This window comes from Aeribacillus sp. JST-2, from assembly GCF_056032925.1.
The window spans coordinates 1-19,332 of sequence record NZ_JBVVUU010000016.1 but is presented as its reverse complement, the minus strand read 5'-3'; the positions used below and the strand labels follow the sequence as shown (position 1 = coordinate 19,332).

Sequence of the window (19,332 nt, the reverse complement as noted above, 5' to 3'; positions counted from 1 at the left end):
TTTAAACTTTATTCGAGATGGGAAGTATGAGAAAAAAGAATAAGCGTTTTTTAGTTCATCAGCCGATACTCAGTTATTGCAAATATAGTTGTAAAAAGTACATTTTCATGCCATTATCCGATTTATGACGTTGTGAACATTCGTTTAACGGGTTGAGATTTTCAACGCGTAATCCGAATACCCAAAATGATCAAGCCAGTTTGGCTAGATTGAGAAAGCCCGACTGGCCTTTTTTCTGCTCATCATTAAATGCAGACGATTATTCATATGGCTAGTAGCTGAATTGATCTGTTACATCATATTCATAATTTATCGTCGCACGGACATTTGTCATTGTCGACTTGCCCGTTGCTTTGGCGTTATATTTGAAACTCCATTTTTGAGCAACCAGTAATTGATCCTGCAATGAAATCGGATAATGTCCGCTTGTCGCGCTGGAAACAGTGGAAGTATACCAAATCCCTGTCTGTTCCGGCATAATTTTGTGAAGTACATTTCCTTGAGTTGGCGATTGGGTGCTGGATGTGGTGATTGATTTAACAAATGCTCGTTTTGGGATTGTCAAATTATTTGTTAAATCCATTGTAATGACAGAGGAGTCGACACCTTGGGGATTTAAATAAATGTTTCCATTATTAACAGCCGTTCCTGAAAATGGAAATGTTCCGCTTCCCGATTTTATTCGATCCAAAATTGATACGGTAAAATACATATCCCCCGCATAGTTCCCGCGGCTGACTCTTATATAAAAAGTTTGGGAATTTGCGGCTGCATCGGCTTTTGCGAAAATAAAAGGAGTCAATGAATCAGGATCCACGACATTCGTTCCTCTATCAATAGGTTCTTTACTGCTGTTAAATAGTTCAATTTTCATGCCTTCGTACTCATTTCGATAGGAGCTTCTGACATAAATTCTTTCGCCGGCATTTGCCGTGAACTTGTAATAGGCTTCTTCTTCGCCTTCAGGCAAAATAGTAGTTCCCATATTGCTGTATTTCCAATATCCCGCGTAATAAGCAGTTTCAAAGCTGTTATTACCAGTGATGGTGCTTGCTGCAAATGATGGTGAACTAATTGAGAAAATCACAAGGACTAATAAAATGATTCGTAGCAACGGTTTTATTAACATATAATCCCTCCTATAGTATTAATTAACTATTATTTTATCTAAAAATCTCATAATTGTAAAATAATTCTTTAAATGTAAATAAAACTTTAGGATTATCTTATATTTCCTTCTATTAATGCCGATATATATAATAAATGGAAATATAGGGGGCGATTGAAATGAATATCCATTCTATCCGTACATCCATTACGGCGTATTCCAGCTATCAGACGAACAAAACAGGAAAAAAGGCGGAAGAAAAAGATGAAACGATTATTCAAAGCAAAAATGATTGGGTGAGTGATCTGGATAGAAAAATTCAATTATTAGATGAGCATTACAGAAAAGTTACAGAACAAAATAAACGTTTTAAAGATCCTGTACAACATATTAATGATAAATATATAAATCGGAATTCTCCATATTTTAGACACGACATGACTGAATTGGAGAGAAAAATTGCTCATCGTAACGAGATATCTTGGCTATTTAACGGTCTTGCCGGAAGTTATGATTTGAGAGATGCTGTTTTGCGCGATCAGCCCCTTATCCAGGGTGATGTGGAAGTGGCAGAGCGAAAAGCGTATAATCGCCAAAAAGTGAATGAACAGATAAAACAACTGTTTGAAAAATATCAAATCAATGTTCCGGATGGAGTGAAATTGACATTTACGATCGATCCCAACACTTACAAGTTGACCGTAAGCGGAACTGATGATACAGAGCTTATCAGATTAATAGAAGAGGCGCTGAATTCAGCCAATAATGCGAAAGAATTGTTTATCCATATCATAAAAAGCCGTTCCCATGATAATACGCAATTTACTCCTGAAAAGTATGACAAATACAACTTGGTTCGCGTTATAAAAAATGCAACAGGATATAATTTGAAGGACTTGGCCGTTGTCGACGGAAAGTTTGTTACGGAAGATGGGACCGATATTTTTGAACTTTACAAACGATCGCTTCGGCAAAATCCATATGTAACCGAGGAAGATTATCGAGTGTTGACGGCCCATTACGGCCCGCAGCTTTATGACTTGGCTAAAAACGGCTTCGACTCAATTCCGGACTTAATTTTATCCATCAGCTACGAAAACGGTTCTTTATATGACATCGGCCAGAAAGAAAATTACGGAACGGGAAAAACGGATTGGATTGATGAACTAAAAGCTGGCAAGCTGAAATAAATCAATAATAAGCAAATGGCAAGTTTCAAAACATGTTAAAAGAGCTTTGTAAAAAATTGTACTCTCCCTTTACGATCGACAGGTGCAAAAAATCTGTTGATCCTAAGGGAGCTTTTTTATGTCAAAACAATCTAACTGCTGACTGTTTTCCATGTCTATCAAAGCGGAAAGTACTTCATGAAAGAAATTTGTTTGAAATATTCGCTAAAAGAGTGGAGGAAGAAAGCCGTCCGAAACGCAGGGCCCAGCCCTGTTAGTATACATAAGCGGAAAAAGAACGCTCAAACCCCAAAATTCATCTTGGGTTTCCATGCATGGGAATTGCGGGAATGAGGGGTTCAGAAAGATGTTGACAAGGTTTTTCTAATTTACCATAGGAATGCTCAACCTCAAGCCCTGCTCCCTATCTTGAGGACAGAGCGGATGAAGCAGCATATGAAAAAGCTTAAAATCGCACTTGAAATAAGAAGAAATATCGTTTTAGATGCATTCGGTAAGTTAGAGGGGGCAACTATATCCAAACCGAAAGGAGGGTTAAATGCTTGGATTAAGCTTCCTGCTGTTATTCAACCAATAAAATTGCAAGAAAAAGCGAGAAAAAACAAAATCTCTTATTTGCCCGGAAGCGCCTGCTTTCTTCACGAACCAAATGCACATTATATTCGGCTCAGTTATTCTTATTTGAGTGAGCATGATTTACAAAAAGGCCGAAAAAATTCGTCAAAATCATTCAAGAAATGTTAAATGAGTGAAGGTCTTTTCTCCTCCCAGCGAGAGGAGAGAGGGCTTTTTTTGTGACAACAAAGGGTTTTAAGAGTTGAAAAAAAAGTCGGAAAATTGCCTAATAAAATTTTGACAAAGGAAACTTTTGTGAGTATGATAAAAATATCAAAAATTTGCATTAGGGAAACTTTATAACCGTAATCCAAATTATCAACCGGAGGTAAATTTTTATGGGTAGTCCCAAATTAATTGCTCTTAATGAAGCGACAACAGGCGATTGTATAAAAATTACACAAGTAAACATTACAGGTGCGATGAGAAGGAGGTTGTTTGATTTGGGGTTTGTTCCCTCTGCCTTAGTGACAGTATTGCAAAAAAGCCCTCTTGGCGACCCCATTGCTATTCGCGTGAGCAATACGACCATAGCACTACGAAAAGAAGAAAGCTCCAATATTTTAGGGGAGTTGGTATCCGATGAAGGATAGACAGCAGATAAAAGTTGCCCTTGTAGGAAATCCGAACGTTGGAAAAAGCACATTATTTAATGCATTAACCGGCTTAAAACAGCATACTGGCAATTGGCCGGGGAAAACAGTAGTAAAGGCGGAAGGGGAATTTTCCTATAAAGGAAAAACCTACTCCATTATTGATTTGCCGGGTACGTATTCGCTTTTTTCAAGCTCGCAAGACGAAGAAGTCGCACGTGATTATATTGTCTTTGAACATCCGGCCATCACAATTGTCGTCTTGGATGCTACCTCCATTGAAAGGAATTTACATTTGGCGCTGCAAGTGCTTGAAATAAGAGACAAGGTCATTGTCTGTATTAATTTAATAGACGAAGCAGCGAAAAAAGGGATCGAAATTAATGAAAAATCGTTAATGAATAAGCTTGGCGTCCCTGTCATCAAAATTTCTGCCAGAAAGAAAATAGGCATCGATCAATTGCTAGATACAATGGATCGATTGGTAGATGGGGAAATTTCAACATCACCTTATGTAACACACTATTCAGAAGAGATCGAGGAAAAGATCAGACGGTTGTCCCCTCATATACAAAAAGTTTTTGGGGATGCAATACCAGTTCGTTGGTTGGCGCTTCGGCTGCTTTCGGGCGATGAATCACTGCTAAAAACATATTGGGGAAAAATGACTAAAGGTCAGGAGGTGTTTAATAGTGGCTTCTCAAGTGGAAATAAAGCCTGCCATTTATGATGAAATCCTCAATTTGGCACAATCTTTAACAAATGAGAAAATACGTGATGAAGTAGTGACTACCATTTATCAAACTTCCAAAAATATATGTAAATCAACAGTAACTTATCATGACATGAACAAGTTGACACAAACAGAAAAACTCGATCGGATTTTCACTTCAAAAATATGGGGATTTCCTATTATGTTCTGCATGTTGGCAGTCATATTTTATATAACAATTGCCGGGGCAAATATTCCTTCAAGCATGTTATCCGATCTGTTTCATTGGTTTGAAGGTTACTTGGCTGCATTTTTCAAATGGTTGCATGCGCCGGATTGGCTCTACGGAGTGGTTATTTTCGGATTTTATCGCGGCACAGCATCTGTTGTGAGCGTGATGCTGCCGCCGATGGCCATCTTCTTTCCCATTTTTGCGTTGTTGGAAAACTACGGATATCTTCCGCGTGTCGCATTTAACATGGATCGGTTGTTTAAAAAAGCTGGAGCCCATGGGAAACAGTCTTTAACGATGGCAATGGGGTTCGGCTGCAATGCCGCGGCGATTTTGTCAACAAGAATCATTGAGTCGCCGAGGGAACGGATGTTGGCCATTTTAACCAATAGCTTTGTTCCATGCAATGGACGATGGCCTTTATTAATTCTGCTCTCTTCCTTATTTATGGCATCCGGATTCTCCGGATCTATGGGAACTCTTGCAACAGCTGGCGTCGTTATGGGAATGGTTCTCTTCGGCATCATGGTCACTTTAACGGTTTCATGGGTTTTATCGAAAACGGCTTTAAAAGGAGTGCCAACTCATTATACATTGGAACTTCCGCCTTATCGGCGCCCGCAATTTTGGAATACGATTATTCGCGCAACACTTGATAAAACCTTGTTTGTATTAAAAAGAGCAGTCGTTGTTGCAGCTCCAGCCGGCGTGTTCACTTGGGTTTCAGCAAACATTTTTATTGGTGATCAAAGTGTTTTAGCACATGTTGCCGAATTTTTAGATCCTTTTGCCGAAGCATTGGGTTTGGACGGTTATATTTTATTAGCCTTCATTTTTGGATTGCCGGCCAATGAAATTGTTTTGCCGATCTTGCTCATGGGCTATTTATCTGCCGGGACAATGACGGAAGTTGAAGATTTACATTCATTAAAGTCAATATTTATAGATCATGGCTGGACATGGCTGACAGCTTTGAATATGATGTTATTTTCGCTGCTGCACTTTCCGTGCGGGACAACATTATTTAATATCTACAAAGAAACGAAAAGCAAAAAATGGACAGCTATTGCTTTTCTCCTGCCAACAACCGTTGCGATTATTGTGACATTTGTTGTAGCTCAGACTGTTAAAGGACTGGGTTGGGTTTAGGGCTAAGTTTTAATGTTTGTGTAAAAGCCGACTCCCAATTCGCAAACTTATGTCTCCGGAAATAGAACCGCTTTGTGTCCGCTTCTCTTTCTGCAAATTCCTAGACTTCACAGGATTTAGGAACCAAAAAAGGGTGAGCCGATTCGATTTTCGGACTCCCTTTTTAGCGGAAATTTCTACTTTAAAGTAAATCATAATTTGCCATAGCCCAGCTTAATTGTTTTTTTTGGCTGCTTGCGATAGAAAAGGCGATCATTCAACATACACGTTAGTTATTAGTTCCCGATGTGGGCAGGGAAGGGTGATGAAGTACAATTATGCCTTGCAAGCTACCCGATTTTTCACAGCCAACCAGATTGGGAAAAAATTATGTTAAAAAACATGCCATAAAAATGTTATTTCTATGTATGAAGAGAGTATACTGTTCTAAACAGGATCATCCTGAAAAGGAAAGAAAGGTGGAGGAAATGATATGGCTGTGAAAAAACCTACAATTGAACAATTGAAAAAAATAGCAGAGGAATTTCACCTGCACCTTACAGATGATGACTTGCTTTTCTACCAAGAAATGTTGCAGCCAACCATTGAATCTTACAATCGTTTACATGAACTGGCAGAACCTGCACTTCCGGTAAAATATCCGCGTACTCCGGGGTATCGCCCTGACAAGAAAGAAAATGCGTACAACGCTTGGTATTGGAAAACAAGTATTAAAGGGAATAGTTCCGGGAAATTAACAGGGAAAAAGGTTGTTTTGAAAGATAATATTTGTTTAGCTGGGGTTCCCATGATGAATGGCTCCAGTATTCTGGAAGGTTTTGTGCCGGACGAAGATGCAACCGTTGTGACAAGAATTTTGGACAATGGCGGCGAAATCGTTGGGAAAGCTGTTTGTGAAGATTTATGTCTGTCAGGGGGCAGCCATACAGCTGCAACCGGACCTGTGTTAAATCCGCATGATACAACTCGATCGACAGGGGGATCTTCCAGCGGTTGTGCGGCATTGGTTGCCGCTGGCGAAGTTGATATGGCCATTGGCGGAGACCAAGGAGGTTCCATCCGCATGCCAAGCGCTTGGTGCGGTGTTTATGGGTTAAAACCGACATACGGACTTGTTCCCTATACAGGGATATTTCCAATTGAACAAACAATTGATCACGCGGGACCAATCGCAAAAACAGTGGAGGATGTCGCATTATTGCTTGAAGTAATTGCTGGCGATGATGGATTAGATCCGAGACAGTCCGGATTGCAAGTAAAGCCGTACACAGAATCTCTTATCGGCCATGCAGAGGGAATCAAAGTAGGCATTGTAACAGAAGGATTTGGCTGGGAAGGTTTATCGGAAGAAGATGTCGATCAAGCGGTCAGAGAAGCGGCTTATTCTTTTCAAAATCTTGGAGCAGTTGTAGAAGAGGTATCGATTCCGATGCATCGGGACGGAATTCACATATGGAATGGAATTGGAACGGAAGGGCTTACTTCCTTAATGCTCAAAGGGAATGGTATGGGAACAAATTGGAAGGGGCATTACAGCACGAAACTTCTGGATGCATATGGAAAAGCGAGAAAATGGAGGGCTGATGATTTTTCCGAAACAGTTAAATTAACAATGTTGCTTGGTCAATTTATGCAGGAACAATATAATGGAAAATATTACGCTATTGCCCAAAATTTAGCCAGAAAATTAACACAAAGTTACCATGAAGCTTTCCAAAAATATGATGTGTTAATCATGCCGACAACCCCGATGAAGGCAACAAAAATTCCTCCATTCAATGCTTCGAAAGAGGAAATTGTAAAACGAGCTTTAGAAATGATTCATAATACTTCCCCCTTTAATATAACCGGTCATCCGGCGATGAACGTTCCGTGCGGAAAATCGGAAGGACTTCCAATTGGGATGATGATTATTGGCAGACATGGGGAAGATGATATCGTGCTGCGCGCTGCTCACGCTTATCAAACTGCTTATGGACGTGTTTCCGTTGCTGCGAGATAAGGAAATCATAAACTGACCAGCCTTGCTATTTTGCGGTTACCAATACTATGGTATAAATAAACCGGATTAGCAGTTCAAACTTATACTAATGAGGTGAACTAGGCATAAATAAACATTTAAGAACCCCCCTAAAAAATAATCGATGGAAGGGGCAGCCCTTCTTTTCGCATTTCTTCTTTTTTGAAGGATCCGCTTAGAAAAATACCTTTCGAACATCCATTTCTCTTTTTTCCCAATTTGCTTGTTTGGCAGCTTCAGTATAATTCTGCTTTCACGAAGAAATATTACTTAATAGCCGATACATGAGAAGGAGGACATCAAGAAAGCATGAACTATCTGAGGCTTTTGATCGGAATTTTTGTAATATTGGTCATCGGCATTTTTTTCTTCTTTTTTGCAGATTTTCGTTATGGTTATACTCCGAAAAAAGAAAGGGTCATGCCGTATGTTGCAAATAAACATAAAAACTATGATATTTGGGGCAAACAAATAACAAAAATCCCCGAAACAGGAAGCGGAACGAAATTGGCCAAAAATGGGGCGGTGGAGATTGATCAACGATTGCTAAAAATCGGAAGAGACACATTTTATGAGGAAACATTTGGGAATGAGTTTTTTTTAACAGATATTATGGGGATCATAGACGGTCCGTTTACTATTGGCAATATTGCCAAGGCAATTATTGCACTGAAAGGGGAAGGAACAACAAATTTACGTGTCGAACTGGCTGAGGATATCACCATAGGCGGCAAAACATACAAGAAAGGCGAAAAGATTGATACAGGAATAGATGTTGTAAAAGGTACATATGCTCCTCTTGGAATGCCCGTTTCCGTTTCAAAAGGGAAAGTTAGAGTCGGGATCAGCTGCGCCGCTTGCCATGCGACTGTTGATGAAAATACGAAACAAGTGATTGAAGGAGCGCCGAATAGCGATTTAAATCTTGGTTTATTATTATCTTTAGCAACAAATTCAAGTTCCTATTTTACCCATGCCAATATTGCGAATATCAAGGATTATATAAAAGAATCTGCTGATCGCTCCGTTACCACTTCAAAAGGAACAAAAGAATCATTGCCTGATCCGGAATTGCTGGAAAAAGCTGTTGACGAAACCTTCAGCAAGTGGCCGCATGGCCATTTTGACTCATCCATTGATTTAGTCAGCAATCCAACCGATATTCCAGATTCTTTTACTTTAGGGGATCATCCGTATGGCTGGAGCGGATTTGCCGCGGCTGGATCTTTTCGGGGATTAGCTGCATTTAGCAACAATGTTCATGCCCAGAACGCCGACTCACTCTCTCAATCAGAAATTAGCCAGGAACTTTTTGGCATGGACAAAGAAGTTTATTTAGGAACCATTTTGCAAAACGCAGCAAACCCTGATTTCCGCTATCATCCGAAGAGCGGTATAAAGCCTTCTGAATTTTTTCAATCCGTTGATCCTACTCCCGGTGTTCCCGGAGTAAATCAACTTGTCGCTCCTCCGCAATTTCCAAAAGTGTCGTTGGCAGCGCCCGACGGACTAATTGTGAGCAGTCCGGGCTATAAATTTAATGAACAAAATAACGGTGTGGCTGCATGGCAAAATACGATCCGCCCTCCCAAACCAAAAACAAAAATTTCGCAATTGGCTGTTGAACGGGGGAGAAAAGTGTTTGTCAAAGCAAATTGTATTTCCTGTCATGCTGGAAATGCATTAACAAATCATAAAGTGATTTCGGTTAAGGAAATCGGAACTGAACCATCGAGGGCAAAAGCATTGAAAAAATACGGGAAAGTTATGGGTGAATCTTTATTTTATCCGCCAGACACAAAAATTCCCCTCCCCAAAAATCCGGATGTTGTAAAAGTACCGACAAATCATCTTGACCGGGAGCAATTGACATTGGCCTTTGCGTTGGGAGATTCACCAGGAGGCTATAAAGTTCCGAGCCTGATCGGATTGTATTGGACAGCTCCGTATTTGCATGACGGCAGTATAGCGGTTGGAAAAGATTTAAACAGGGAAATCGGTGTAACAGGCACCATTTTAAAAGGCATCACACCTGATCCGGCAAACAGCCTGCGCGCCATTATTGATAAGAATTTGCGTGCAAAAGTGATCAAAGCCAATCTCTCTTCTCAACAGCTTAAGGATTTGCACATTAAAGGAATCGGCCATGAATATTGGGTTGACCAATCAACAGGATTTACAAAATCAGAACAGGATGCGTTAATTGACTATTTGCTTTCTATTACTTCATGAAAAGGAAATGGGAAATGAAAAAATATGGAATAGGTTGTCCAAAAAATGGTTTTTCAGCCCAATCATGAAAAAAGTAAGACCAAAGAATACTGTTAAATCAATATTCTTTGGTCTTTTATTTGGAAATATGTGACGGCTCTTTTTCGTTTGAAAGGTTGAATAGGAAAGGATGACAATTTTTTAATAGAATGTTAAAATATTTATAAAATTAATAGGAATAGTCGGAAATACATTGAATTTTAAAAAGTAAACAATGGGGTGAAATCTTTATGGATGTTTTTGAAGCAATACGTAAAAGAAGAGAAATTACGCATTTTTCAGAAAAACAAATTGCTGCTTCTGATCTCGAGAAAATTTTGGATTCGGCCTATTTAAGCCCAACCGGGAATAATTTGCCGTCCCGGGAGTTTATTCTGGTGAAGGAGAAAGAAAAGCTTACATATTTATCGCATTCTACTCCTTTTGTCTCTTGGCTTGCAGAAGCCCAAGCTGCAATCATCGTGACTGGTTGTCCGAATGTCAGCAAGTATTGGCTTCAGGATGCCTCGATTGCATGTGCGTTCATCTGGTTGTCAGCAACGGAATTAGAGATTGGCGTAGGGTTTGGTGCTGTATACAATAATGCCGACCCGGAAGAAGCCGAAAAAAGGGAAGAATATGTCCGAAAAGCATTAGACATTCCTGAAGATCGCCGAATTGTTGCGATATTAGGTTTAGGTTATCCTGAAAAATGGCCCCAAGCCAAAAATATGCATTTGCGGGAAGCCATTCTTCATTATGAGCGTTTTGGCGTTTCTAAATAATAATGCAAGACTCCTATGAGAAATCTCTTTCCGTTTATAGGAATACGGAAAGAGATTTATAAAAAAATTTGGGGAATTTATAGAGTCCATTAAGATGAAAAACTTCGCAAATATGACAGGAATGTAATCTTCGTTTGTTTTTAAAATCTGATCCATATATTTCCACCATTTTGGGCAAACTTCTGTTTTGGCGATTCCCAAATCACATTTATTGATTTTTAAAGAGAAGCTGAAATCACAGCAACATTGAAGATTAATAACACTTTTTTTGAACGTTTGTAAGCATCATCATTAAGTTGGCACTGTCTTGTTTATTTTAGTTGAAAACGAAAGCGGCAACAATTTTAAAAAATTTTATTGGAAGAAGGGAGAGTAAGAAAGTTTACAGAAATGCAACAGACGTTAGCTTGCTTCCCCCGTAAGTCCGTTTACATTTTTCATCAGCTTGTCTAACATTGCGTTTATATAGTAAACTTTGTATTACAAAGCATTATTGTGATTTTAATGGAGGAGAACGAATGCCAACCCCAAGCATGGAAGATTATATAGAGCAAATTTATTTACTAATAGAAAATAAAGGATATGCAAGGGTTTCGGATATCGCAGAAGCGTTGTCCGTCCATCCTTCTTCCGTCACCAAAATGGTGCAAAGGCTCGACAAAGATGAATATTTAGTATATGAAAAGTATAGAGGTCTTGTATTAACCCCAAAAGGCAAAAAAATCGGCAAACGCCTCGTTTATCGGCATGATCTGCTGGAACAATTTCTAAGAATGATTGGTGTCAAGGAAGAGAATATTTATCATGATGTGGAAGGTATTGAGCATCATTTAAGCTGGGATGCGATCGATCGCATTGGCGACCTCATTCAATATTTTGAAGAGGATGAAAACCGTTTAAAGGTTTTGCGGAAAATCCAAATGGATCAAGACCGGGATTAGAACGGCTCCTGTTAAGGAGGCGTTTTTTGATAGAAACATGTTCATGATTGTTTAAGGAAAACCGATTATGAATCATAAACTAGTGTTACGCTTTTTATATTGTAAATTGTTAAAAACAGTTTGATTTGCTCAGCAGTCAATACGATTTGTTTTGTTTCTAAAAATCAATTGTCTTTAACAATCTTTTTCTCCATTCCATATCCCTCGCATGTAAATATCGGTATAGTTTGCAAAAAAAAAATTCCTACATTTTGGGCGATTAAAATGGTGGGCGGTTGTTTTAAAAACAAATGTATTCATTATATAGACATTACGTCTTTTTCTGAAAACTTAAACATCCCGATTTTCCCTCCCAGCTTGAACAAACGGAAAAGAACTCCATCTGCTGTCGGTTGATATTTAGCTGGAAAATAAAATAATCTGAATTGATAGAATCATGGAACGAATTGGTTTATATTAAATATGATAGAAAGTTTCATCAAGTTATGAAAAGAAGGGACGATGGCGATGGCATTGATTCAATGCAGATTTTTTTCAGAAACGCTAGGACTCAGTACTTCCATGACAGTCATTTTGCCGCAGGAGACGACAAATCAAATTGGAATGAAAGGGGCAAAAATGAAAGCGCTTCATCCAACGCTTTATTTGCTCCATGGATTGTCTGATGACGATTCAATATGGCTTAGGAGAACATCAATCGAACGATATGTAGCGCCGTTGGGGCTGGCTGTTGTGATGCCGCAAGTACATCGGAGCTTTTATGCCGATATGCAATACGGATATAAATATTGGACTTTTTTAAGCGAAGAACTTCCAAAGGTGTGCCGGTCGTTTTTCCCTTTGTCAGATAAGCGGGAAGACAACTTTGTGGCCGGGCTATCGATGGGGGGCTACGGGGCTTTCAAGTGGGCGTTAAGCAAGCCTGAACAATTTGCCGCAGCAGCCGGTTTATCGACTGCCAATTTGATCTACAAAGATGAAAACAGTCCGCTGAACAATGACCTATTCCTTGCGTTTGGCGAGGAAGCTGCCGGAACGGAAAATGACCTTTTTTATTTAATCGAAAAATGTCAACAAATGGACGGTTCAAAACCGAAAATTTACCAATGCTGCGGTACGGAAGATTTTCTTTATGAAAGGAATTTACAATTAAAAGAGGCGTTCGAAAAATCTTCGTTCGACTATACATACGAAGAAGAGCCGGGCGAACACGAATGGGGCTATTGGGATAAGAAAATCCAAGATGTCCTATCCTGGCTCCCGTTGGGAAATAAGTAATAATGGGGATTAAAAAACATGCTTTTATCCCATGAGGATAGAAGCATGTTTTTTTACGTTTTCCCTCTCAACATAAAAAAATCATGCATGCAAGCGGAAAAACTGCATCTCATTTCTCAGCTATCATTTTTTTAGCGTGAAATAATGTCGTTATTCCACTGCATCCGCAATGACAAGCTGGATATCGTGTTTTTTGGCAAATTCCTGATATTTCTCGCTTGGCGCAGAATCCGTGATGATATAATCAACCTCCTCAAGCCTGCAATAAGTCATTAAAGCATATTTATCAAATTTATCATGGTCGACCAATAAATAAACTTGTTCGCTTCTCCGAACAACTGTCTGTTTTATTTCGCTTTCGAGAGGGGAGGAATTGGTTACGCCATTTGAAATCGAGATGCCGGTTGACGCCATGAAAGCTTTATTGATATTGTATGTTTGCAATAAATCCATATTTTTGAAACTGACAAACGATTTGGTTTTCCGTTCAAACACTCCGCCTGTTGACAGAACGTTTAAGTTTGGGTAAGGGTAGGAATTGATAATAAAATCCAAATTGTTTGTAATAATCGTGACCTGTTTTGTTTGCAAATACTCCACCATTTCCAATGTTGTTGTTCCCGAGTCAATATAAATGATATCGCCATCTTCTACAAAATTTGCGGCTGCTTTGGCAACCGCTTTTTTCTGTCTTTGATTGCGGGTTTGTCTGACTGTAAATGATTCTAATGTTGTGTGATTAACAGCGACTCCTCCGTACACTTTTTTGATCGTTCCCCGTTCGACTAATTGCTGAACATCGCGCCGAATGGTGTTTTTCGATACATTGAACACCTTGACAAGCTCATCCAATGAAACGGTTTGATGTTCAAAAACATATTTTTCTATTTGTTCTATTCGTTTAGATTTTAACATATGGATCCCTCATGCTTTCTTTAATTTTCACTGGCAAATATCCAAAATGGAATATAAAGTTAACCAAAACTTAACCATCAACGTTAATTATATCTTTATTACTTTATAAGTTCAATAATAATGAAGATTTCAACATTGATCGCACAAATATTTTGAAATTTTTGTTGACTGAAAACGCTTTTAATATTATGATAAAAATCGAGATATAACCAAAATATAACTAGAATATAACAATAATTTAACCAAAATTTTTTAGGAACATTTCCAATGTGTATGATTTATAACTGATCAGTGTTGAGAATGAAGGGGGACAGAAAATGTCGGAGGTAATAAAGTTGAAAAATTTCATTAATGGAGAATGGGTTGAGAGCAAAACGACAAAATATGAGGAAGTCTACAATCCTGCTACAAAAGAAGTAATTGGCCAAGTTCCGCTATCAACAAAAGAGGAAGTGGATGAAGCTGTTGAAGTGGCCAAAAAAGCTTTTGAGGAATGGAAAAATGTCCCTGTTCCTCGCCGTGCAAGAATCCTATTTAATTTTCAGCAGCTGTTAATAAAGCATAGGGAAGAATTAGCGCGGATCATTACGATTGAAAATGGAAAAAGTTATTCTGAAGCATTAGGAGAAGTTCAGCGCGGAATAGAAAATGTAGAGTTTGCGGCAGGAGTGCCTACTTTAATGATGGGGGATTCTTTATCAACGATTGCGACTGATATTGAGGCGACCAATTACCGCTATCCGATCGGCGTGGTCGGCGGGATTACCCCGTTTAACTTCCCGATGATGGTGCCTTGCTGGATGTTCCCGATGGCAATAGCGCTTGGCAATACCTTTATTTTAAAACCATCCGAAAGAACACCGCTCTTAGTTGAAAAATTAGTCAACTTATTTACAGAAGCGGGTCTTCCAAAAGGTGTATTAAATGTGGTAAATGGTGCGCATGATGTTGTCAACGGAATCTTGGAGCATCCGGATATCAAAGCGATTTCGTTCGTTGGCTCCAAACCGGTTGGCGAATATGTTTATAAACGGGCTAGTGAAAATTTAAAACGTGTTCAGGCGTTGACTGGAGCGAAAAACCATACGATTGTGTTAAAGGATGCCAACTTGGATGATGCTGTTACCAACATTATTTCTTCAGCATTCGGATCAGCAGGAGAACGATGCATGGCATGTTCAGTTGTGACGGTGGAAGAAGAAATTGCTGATCAATTTATCGCCAAGTTAAAAGAAGAAACAGAAAATATTAAAATGGGCAACGGCCTTGATGACGGTGTCTTGCTAGGACCGGTCATCCGAGAAGAAAATAAAAAACGCACGATCCGTTATATTGAAAAGGGTGTTGAAGAAGGCGCAACCTTGGTATGTGACGGACGCAATCGCGCAACAGACGACGGGTTTTTTATCGGACTTACGATTTTTGACAATGTTACAACCGATATGACCATTTGGAAGGACGAAATTTTTGCACCTGTCTTATCGATCATTCGGGTGAAACATTTAAAAGAAGCGATCGAAATTGCAAATAGATCTGAGTTTGCCAACGGCGCATGTATTTTTACAACGAACGCTCAAGCCATTCGCTATTTCCGCGAAAATATTGATGCAGGTATGCTAGGCGTTAACTTAGGAGTGCCGGCTCCAATGGCGTTCTTCCCGTTCTCCGGATGGAAGTCTTCGTTCTTTGGAACATTGCACGCCAACGGAAAAGACAGCGTTGATTTTTATACGCGCAAAAAGGTTGTCACAGCGCGCTACAAAACGCCGAGTTTTAAATAATAGATTGGTAGTGTGATAGAAAATTCAACCTTCAGGCTCATTATTCAGCTTTATGAGCCTGAAAATGAGTCGGAAAAGAGAGCGCGACGGCTTTGTCAAAAGCTTTAAGAAAACAATTGTTTTTTCGGTTTTCTTTCCTTTAAGAAAAAGAAAACCGCCGCCATGTGAGGGAGGTATATATGAGTTATTTGCTGCGAAAACCGGATAAAAAAGAAATCGAAAAGGGAGTAACAGTTGTTCATGAAGTAACATCAGAAAACTCTCCTTTGGAATATGTGGGATTTAAAGTCATCGATTTAGATCCGAACGCAAAATATTCGGAATTATTAGGAAACCAAGAATGTTGCATCGTCGCCTTAACGGGAAAAATTAATGTTTCAGTTGGTGATGAAAATTTCGAAAATTTAGGCACTCGGGAAAGCGTATTTGACAAGATCCCGACGGACAGCGTGTATGTTTCCAATCAGCGGCATTTTGAGGTTGAAGGAGTAACAAAAGCGCGCGTTATGAAAAGGTGAATAACAGTTCAAAAGAAATGTTTAAAAATTTTTGATAGTTTAAACAATAGTTCTAGAATTGCAAATATGATTTTGTTAACCGATTTGTAAAATAGCTTTTGAGGCTAATTCCGCTAAAAATGAGAAGGCGCTCTATATAAATGTAAGCATCATACATTTTGATGGAGGTCTTCTCTTGATCCAGTTATCAATTTTGATAATGATTTTATCTTTTGTCATCATTTGACCGAGTAATTGCGGTTGGAGTATGTCAATTTAATCCGTTTTACTTGTTTTCGGTTTCCTTTACGTTGCAACGTTACCTAATTTAGACGATCCCATGATTAAGTATGATAGCTGAAATAATTATTTGGAGATTATTTTTTATATTTCTTCCTAATTTGAATCGGTGCAATAGAAATGAGAATACAGCGATTATCCCCCATTTGTCGCTTTTCATAAATTGTTTGGTCTTTCGGGAAGCCGAACTTTTTTGCGGCGGGCCATCAAAAAAATTCCGTTAATCCATTTTATTGTCACATCAAACACCTTTTCTCCATATTGTGCAAAAGGAACGTATGTAACCATTCCGGCCAAAACGGATTTTTGCCGGCTCTTCCACAGGACGGCTTAATGGATGAAGGGACAAGGGCGCCGGAATCATACGTCAGTTACCCACTCCCCATGCGCCGTTTGCGCCTGAGGGAATGAAAGCATATGGAGGGATATAATGCCCAATTACCGGATTATTGTTGATACCTCTGACCGCAAACTTTATCTTTTGGATGCAAACCGAGTGGTGAAAACTTATCCTGTTGGTGTTGGAAAAATTGCCACTAAAACGCCGTATGGTCAATTTACCATCGTCAATAAAGCGCCGAATCCGGGCGGCCCTTTTGGGGCGTTTTGGCTTGGATTATCTAAAAAACATTACGGCATTCACGGAACAAACAATCCTTCTTCTATTGGCAGAATGGTCTCCCACGGTTGCATCCGCATGTACAACGAAGATGTGCTGGAACTGGCCAAACTCGTTCCGATTGGCACAAATGTTGTGATACGGAAGTAATCTCATGGGATCTTCTTTTGAAAGGACTGAATGTGAAAGGGAGGTGGTCTTTTCAACCTTTAACAGGAAAATGAAATACATCTGAGATATTGACAATATTGAAATTTAACATACGAGGCTAAGGTGTTTTTGCCAATTCGAATAAAGCAAACGGCAGTATATTCATTCGTTTTTACCAAACAAAATTTGCAATGGAATTATGTCGCTTTGCATGAAGCCTCCGCAAACTTATTTCCTGGAAAAGGCGTAACTGAAAATGAGTTTAACAAGCCCGCCGCTTCATCTAAAGCGGAGTGGTATATATATGGTTAGCAACAGTGAAAGACAAAAAATTATACATATTATGAAAAATTTAGTAATATAGAAAAAAAGGAGATGAGACAATGGCAACCCAAAATCGAATTGGAAAAACAGATTTATATGTAAATCCGATTGGACTTGGAACAAATGCGGTTGGTGGCCACAATCTTTACCCGAATCTTGACGAAGAAGCAGGAAAAGATTTGGTTCGCACTGCTTTGGATCACGGCATTAATTTTTTGGATACTGCTTTTATATACGGACCGAAACGTTCAGAAGAACTGATTGGCGAGGTTTTAAAAGAAAGAGGGAACCGTTCAGAGGTTGTGATTGCAACAAAAGGGGCGCATAAATTTGTCGGTGAAGATGTTGTATTTGACAATTCTCCTTCCTTTTTAAAACAGGCAGTTGAGAACAGCTTACAACGGCTGCAAACGGATTACATCGATTTATTCTATATCCATTTTCCTGATGAACATACGCCAAAAGACGAAGCAGTCGGGGCTTTAAAGCAATTGAAAGATGAAGGGAAAATCAGGGCGATCGGTGTTTCAAACTTTTCAATTGATCAATTGAAAGAAGCGAATAAAGATGGTTATGTCGATGTTTACCAAGGTGAATATAATTTATTAAAACGGGATGCTGAAAAAGAACTGCTGCCGTATTTAAAAGAACATAATATTTCATTTGTTCCTTACTTTCCGCTGGCTGCCGGAATATTGGCAGGCAAGTATACGAAAGAAATGACTGTGAATGATTTTCGTAAAGACCTTCCTTATTTTCAAAAAGAGACATTTGCGCAAAACTTAGAAAAAGTGGAAAAGATACGCAAAATAGCAGAAGCGAAAAAGGCGGAAGTAGCTCACATCGTCCTTGCTTGGTATTTAACACGCGATACCATCGATGTGATCATTCCGGGAGCGAAAAGAGCCGACCAAGTGCTGAGCAACTTGAAAACATTGGATGTTCAGTTGACAAATGAAGAAACCAACGAAATTGACCGTATTTTCCAGCAGCAATAATAGAATTGCAAATTTCATTGAAACCTGAAAAGCTCGACTGCATTCAGCGTTCATATTCCTGAACCCTTTTGACAAGCGGGGCGGCGGGCAACATATCCTTGCTTCATGTCTCATTTGTAGATAGACTTGGGACGTATGGAAAAATCCAATGGTTTTTAAAGCGGTAATTCAATATTGACTTGAAAACGAATGTCATTAAAAAATGAGCGATCTTGCCTATTCCCATCAGAATACCAAGATCGCTTATTCCATTCCCAGCACATAATTTTCATTTTGGGTTCAGTTGTTCGATGGTTTTTGAATTTTTTACTGTACAGTTAAAAGGGAATGCAAGCCATGAAGAAACCCGTCTAAAGTTCTCTATAAAACAGAAGGCAGCAGACCATGGCTAGTGCTTGTCTTTTATAATGATGCTTTTATTTCCGCCTCCATTTACATTTAAGGAAAATGAGGAAAATTTTACTCATCCTCCTGTTTTCAGAAGACAATTGGGATCTATTTCCAAGGGAGTGGGAGTTAACCCTTTTGGAATGGTGTTTGGCTGGTTCGAAATTTGTCGAAATGTTGGTGGTTGAAAGAGAAGATCATGTATATTACAATAACATTAACAGAACATATGTTCCCGATATATCTGGTGGCAAAGTTTTCATTAGAACGGCTGCCGGTTGGGATTTGTCAAGAAGTGCGTATTAGAAAGGCGATGGGCTCTTTTTTGTCTGAAAACTCTGTCAATGGTTTTGGCTTTTCTTTAGATGAACCTCTATTCCTCTCCAAATTCTCCTCGAAAGGATGATCCCTGTTATGAAGGAATACCTCGATTTAAAACTGGACTTTATGTTTAAACAATTGTTCGGCCACCCGAGCCGAAAGCAGAT

16 protein-coding genes and 1 pseudogene are annotated in these 19,332 nt (G+C 39.2%); 15 read left to right on the top strand and 2 right to left on the bottom strand.

The window, feature by feature from the left end; translation table 11 throughout:
- Nucleotides 1–271: 271 nt before the first annotated feature.
- Nucleotides 272–1,129 carry a hypothetical protein gene (locus AC0KTX_RS09825; protein WP_474252029.1) on the bottom strand — a complete coding sequence of 286 codons (858 nt, stop codon included), beginning with the start codon at nucleotides 1,127–1,129 and terminating at the stop codon, nucleotides 272–274.
- A gap of 158 nt (nucleotides 1,130–1,287) precedes the next feature.
- Here AC0KTX_RS09825 and AC0KTX_RS09820 point away from each other — a divergent pair, with 158 nt between their 5' ends.
- From AC0KTX_RS09820 to AC0KTX_RS09775, 10 genes are all read left to right on the top strand, one after another.
- A complete protein-coding gene (locus tag AC0KTX_RS09820; RefSeq protein ID WP_474252028.1) occupies nucleotides 1,288–2,298 on the top strand; it encodes a DUF4885 family protein in 1,011 nt (336 codons plus the stop codon).
- 435 nt (nucleotides 2,299–2,733) lie between these two features.
- A complete protein-coding gene (locus tag AC0KTX_RS09815; RefSeq protein ID WP_474252027.1) occupies nucleotides 2,734–3,042 on the top strand; it encodes a hypothetical protein in 309 nt (102 codons plus the stop codon).
- 209 nt (nucleotides 3,043–3,251) lie between these two features.
- On the top strand, nucleotides 3,252–3,506 hold the full coding sequence (locus AC0KTX_RS09810) for a FeoA family protein (RefSeq protein WP_474252026.1): 255 nt from the start codon (nucleotides 3,252–3,254) through the stop codon (nucleotides 3,504–3,506).
- Nucleotides 3,496–4,236 (top strand): FeoB small GTPase domain-containing protein, encoded by a 741-nt coding sequence (locus AC0KTX_RS09805; RefSeq protein WP_474252025.1) that lies wholly within the window; start codon nucleotides 3,496–3,498, stop codon nucleotides 4,234–4,236. The genes AC0KTX_RS09810 and AC0KTX_RS09805 overlap by 11 nt, the downstream gene beginning before the upstream one ends.
- Nucleotides 4,199–5,599, top strand: a complete 1,401-nt coding sequence (locus tag AC0KTX_RS09800) for a nucleoside recognition domain-containing protein (protein WP_474252024.1) — start codon at nucleotides 4,199–4,201, stop codon at nucleotides 5,597–5,599. Before AC0KTX_RS09805 ends, AC0KTX_RS09800 begins: the two co-directional genes overlap by 38 nt.
- A 472-nt stretch (nucleotides 5,600–6,071) precedes the next feature.
- Nucleotides 6,072–7,601, top strand: a complete 1,530-nt coding sequence (locus AC0KTX_RS09795) for an amidase (protein ID WP_474252023.1) — start codon at nucleotides 6,072–6,074, stop codon at nucleotides 7,599–7,601.
- A gap of 327 nt (nucleotides 7,602–7,928) precedes the next feature.
- Nucleotides 7,929–9,851 carry an electron transport protein gene (locus AC0KTX_RS09790; protein ID WP_474252022.1) on the top strand — a complete coding sequence of 641 codons (1,923 nt, stop codon included), beginning with the start codon at nucleotides 7,929–7,931 and terminating at the stop codon, nucleotides 9,849–9,851.
- Between the two features lie 269 nt (nucleotides 9,852–10,120).
- A complete protein-coding gene (locus tag AC0KTX_RS09785; RefSeq protein ID WP_474252021.1) occupies nucleotides 10,121–10,654 on the top strand; it encodes a nitroreductase family protein in 534 nt (177 codons plus the stop codon).
- A 518-nt stretch (nucleotides 10,655–11,172) separates the two neighbouring features.
- Entirely contained in the window at nucleotides 11,173–11,595 is a 423-nt protein-coding gene (gene mntR / locus AC0KTX_RS09780) for a transcriptional regulator MntR (protein WP_474252020.1), read from the top strand.
- 507 nt (nucleotides 11,596–12,102) lie between these two features.
- Entirely contained in the window at nucleotides 12,103–12,873 is a 771-nt protein-coding gene (locus AC0KTX_RS09775) for an alpha/beta hydrolase (protein WP_474252019.1), read from the top strand.
- 150 nt (nucleotides 12,874–13,023) lie between these two features.
- Here the strand turns inward: AC0KTX_RS09775 and AC0KTX_RS09770 are convergent, their stop codons facing one another.
- Nucleotides 13,024–13,788: a DeoR/GlpR family DNA-binding transcription regulator gene (locus AC0KTX_RS09770; RefSeq protein WP_474252018.1), complete on the bottom strand. Its 765-nt coding sequence runs from the start codon at nucleotides 13,786–13,788 to the stop codon at nucleotides 13,024–13,026.
- A gap of 317 nt (nucleotides 13,789–14,105) precedes the next feature.
- Here AC0KTX_RS09770 and iolA point away from each other — a divergent pair, with 317 nt between their 5' ends.
- The 5 genes and pseudogenes from iolA (at nucleotide 14,106) to AC0KTX_RS09745 (ending at nucleotide 19,150) form a co-directional block, all read left to right on the top strand.
- Nucleotides 14,106–15,569, top strand: coding sequence for a methylmalonate-semialdehyde dehydrogenase (gene iolA, locus AC0KTX_RS09765; protein ID WP_474252017.1), 1,464 nt, complete (start codon nucleotides 14,106–14,108; stop codon nucleotides 15,567–15,569).
- A gap of 179 nt (nucleotides 15,570–15,748) precedes the next feature.
- Nucleotides 15,749–16,075: pseudogene (locus AC0KTX_RS09760) on the top strand (5-deoxy-glucuronate isomerase); the annotation flags it as partial.
- A gap of 721 nt (nucleotides 16,076–16,796) precedes the next feature.
- Nucleotides 16,797–17,135: a L,D-transpeptidase gene (locus tag AC0KTX_RS09755; protein WP_474252016.1), complete on the top strand. Its 339-nt coding sequence runs from the start codon at nucleotides 16,797–16,799 to the stop codon at nucleotides 17,133–17,135.
- A gap of 383 nt (nucleotides 17,136–17,518) precedes the next feature.
- Nucleotides 17,519–18,457, top strand: coding sequence for an aldo/keto reductase (locus AC0KTX_RS09750; protein WP_474252015.1), 939 nt, complete (start codon nucleotides 17,519–17,521; stop codon nucleotides 18,455–18,457).
- A 525-nt stretch (nucleotides 18,458–18,982) separates the two neighbouring features.
- Nucleotides 18,983–19,150: a hypothetical protein gene (locus tag AC0KTX_RS09745; RefSeq protein WP_474252014.1), complete on the top strand. Its 168-nt coding sequence runs from the start codon at nucleotides 18,983–18,985 to the stop codon at nucleotides 19,148–19,150.
- Nucleotides 19,151–19,332 lie beyond the last annotated feature (182 nt).